The 2,616-nt window shown below is 70.8% G+C and carries 5 protein-coding genes; 1 reads left to right on the top strand and 4 read right to left on the bottom strand.

The window, feature by feature from the left end; genetic code table 11:
- A partial coding sequence (locus tag VLF38_RS00575; protein WP_325269348.1) for an RNA polymerase sigma factor occupies positions 1–195 on the bottom strand: 195 nt, incomplete at its 3' end.
- Between the two features lie 196 nt (positions 196–391).
- Here VLF38_RS00575 and VLF38_RS00580 point away from each other — a divergent pair.
- Positions 392–823, top strand: a complete 432-nt coding sequence (locus tag VLF38_RS00580) for a DUF6326 family protein (protein WP_325269349.1) — start codon at positions 392–394, stop codon at positions 821–823.
- A 21-nt stretch (positions 824–844) separates the two neighbouring features.
- On the opposite strand, the gene VLF38_RS00585 is transcribed toward VLF38_RS00580, so the two are convergent.
- The 3 genes from VLF38_RS00585 to VLF38_RS00595 form a co-directional block, all read right to left on the bottom strand.
- Positions 845–1,420 (bottom strand): hypothetical protein, encoded by a 576-nt coding sequence (locus VLF38_RS00585; protein WP_325269350.1) that lies wholly within the window; start codon positions 1,418–1,420, stop codon positions 845–847.
- The gene (locus VLF38_RS00590) at positions 1,417–1,899 is read right to left on the bottom strand and encodes a putative molybdenum carrier protein (RefSeq protein ID WP_325269351.1); all 483 of its coding nucleotides are present in this window, start codon (positions 1,897–1,899) and stop codon (positions 1,417–1,419) included. Before VLF38_RS00590 ends, VLF38_RS00585 begins: the two co-directional genes overlap by 4 nt.
- A gap of 20 nt (positions 1,900–1,919) precedes the next feature.
- Positions 1,920–2,616, bottom strand: a 697-nt coding sequence (locus tag VLF38_RS00595) for an NAD(P)-dependent oxidoreductase (protein ID WP_325269352.1), incomplete at its 5' end; no start/stop codon positions are given.

Consider the following 2,616-nt stretch of genomic DNA (forward strand, 5'->3'; position numbering starts at 1 on the left):
GCGCCAGGCCTCGAGGAAGACGATCGAGACGAGGTCGTCGGCGAGGTCGAGCGAGCCGCAGCGGCGAGCGCAGTAGCTGCGGACCGCCTCGGCGTACCGGTCGAAGATCAGCCCGAACGCGTGCCCGTCCCCGGCCGCTGCCTGGCGCCAGAGCCCGGTGTCACCGACGGCGTCGTCGTAGTAGTAGGTGTTCACGTCCTGCTTATTGCCGCACGCGGGGCAGGGTTCCATCAATGGCTCCGCTCGAAGCGATCCGGGACGTCGGGGCGGCGTCGGGGTGGCGTCGGGGCGGGGCGCGAGACGGCTCCGGGTTCTCCCCGATGGTGCTGGTGGTGCGGCCAGGACGAGGCTGACACCAGCGACCATCCAGCCTGATCAGAGTGGAGCAATCATGAGCACGGTGACGACCCTGCAGGACCCGCCGGTGTCGGTACGAGCGAAGCTCGCGGCCGCCTGGGCGAGCTTCATGTTCCTCTACATCTACGTCGACTACTTCGCGCTGTACAAGCCCGGATTCGTCGACGGGATCCAGGCTGGACTCGTCTGGGAGTTCGACGTCAACCAAGGTCTCCTGACCGCGTTCCTCGCGCTGATCTCGATCCCGACTGCCATGGTGGTTCTGTCGGTGGCCCTCCCCGCCCGGGCGACCCGCACGCTCAACCTGGTCGTGGCAGCGCTGTACGTCCCGGTCACGGCCTTCAACGCCGTCGGCGAGTCCTGGGTCGCCTTCTACGCCCTCTCCATCGGACTCGAGCTGCTCCTCCTGGCGTACATCGCCCACGCTGCGTGGACCTGGCCGCGCACGACCCAGGTCGATCGCTGACCTGCAAGCAGACCCGGATCGTCAGCCCCGCAGCGCCTCGATCTCCGCGGCGAGGTTGGCGCGGGCGGGACCGTCCCACAGCGCGTGGGCGTGCTCCGTGCGGAAGAGGCGGGGCCGCTCGGCCAGCTCCGTGAGCACCCCGAGCCGTCCGATCCGGAACTCCTCGTCGGAGAGGTGCGCGTAGTCCCGGCGCACCCCTGCGGCGTACTCCGCGTAGCGCGCCGGCGTGGCGGCCAGGATCCCGAGGTCGGCGTCGGAGAGTGTCTCCCCTACCGTGTCGCCGGGTTCGGGATCGTGCAGCGCCGTGACCAGCACGAGCCGCACCACCTCGTCGATGTCGACGTCACTGCCCTCGAGGTCCACGCGGGCCAGGGCGGCCGAGCGCTCCTCGTCGTCGCGCGCACCGTCGTACACCGCGTCGTGGAACCACGCAGCCAACAGGAGCTCCCGGTCGTCCGCGCCGCCGAGCTCAGCGATCCGCGACAGGACATCGGCCAGGTGCTGGAGGTCGTGGTACCCCCGCCCCGTGGAGTACGCCGCGACCAGGCGGTCGCGCAGGTCGGTCCGGTCGGGCAGCGGCCACGGGAGCTCGGTCACCCCGTCCACACTGCCAGAAGGAGTGCCGTCGTCACGTCGTACCCCTCGGGCCACTCGCTCGCGCGGGGGCCTGCGACGTTCAGGACGAGGTGAGGAGCCAGCGTGGCCAGCCAGGCGCGCACCACCTCGGCCGCGCCGGCGAGGTCCTCGGGTGTCACCACGAGCACCGGACGTCCCAGCTCCTCGGCTGCCTGGATCGTCAGCATCGTGCCCGCGGACGCAGTGCCGGCACCAGCCAGCACCAGGGTCGCGTCGCTGTCGTGGACGTTGAGCCGCGTGCGCTCGTCCCCGTCTGCCGAGCCGGCCTCGCGCAGCAGCGGAAACCTCCTCCGTACGCCGGGTGGCACGGGCAGGTCCTCGGCCCAGCCGCCGGCGGGACACCATCCGGCGTACGGGATGCCGAGCCGCAGGGCGACGTCGAGCGCGGCGCGGTCGACCCCCGACTGTCCGCCGGAGACGATCCGCGCCACGCTCGCCATGTCAGGCCAGCCGCCCTGGGTCAGCGCGGGTCGACGTAGATGTCGAGCTCGAGCTTCCCGGTGCCGCCGTAGGGCGACAGGTCGGTGATGCCGGCGTCGGCGAGGACGTCGACGTCGAGGAACGAGTTGCCCGAGCACTCCCGGGAAGGACGAGCGAGGACCTCGACCGCGGCGTCGCCCATGATCTCGGGCGTGCGGGAGACGGCGATCGCCTCGTCGCCACCGAGCAGGTTCTGCACCGCAGCGGTCGCGATCAGCGTCTCGGGCCACAGGGTGTTCGACGCGACGCCGGCCTCCCGATACTCCTCGGCCCAGCAGAGGCCGAGGAGGGACATGCCGTACTTGGCGAGCGTGTAGCCGGGGTGCGCGCCGAGCCACTTGGGGTTCATGTTGAGCGGCGGCGAGAGCGTCAGGATGTGCGGGTTGGTGCCCTTGACCAGGTGCGGGAGCGCCTTCGAGGTCAGCAGGAAGGTGCCGCGGTGCTCGATCGACATCATCAGGTCGAACCGCTTCATCGGCAGGTCGGTCGTCTTGGCCAGGTTGATGGCCGATGCGTTGTTGACCACGATGTCGATGCCACCGAAGCGCTCGACGGTCTTGGCGACCGCACCGGCCACCGACTCCTCGTCGCGGACGTCGCCGACGATCGGCAGCGCCTGACCGCCCGCCTGGCGGATCTCCTCCGCGGCCGAGTGCACGGTGCCCTCCAGCTTGGGG

The sequence above is a fragment of the Nocardioides sp. genome, assembly GCF_035481145.1.
Taxonomy (GTDB): Bacteria; Actinomycetota; Actinomycetes; order Propionibacteriales; family Nocardioidaceae; genus Nocardioides.

Bases quoted from the DNA above. Each gene is read 5' to 3' on its own strand.
- VLF38_RS00590 (WP_325269351.1), bottom strand. From the start codon at position 1,899: ATGGCGAGCGTGGCGCGGATCGTCTCCGGCGGACAGTCGGGGGTCGAC.
- VLF38_RS00580 (WP_325269349.1), top strand. From the start codon at position 392: ATGAGCACGGTGACGACCCTGCAGGACCCGCCGGTGTCGGTACGAGCG.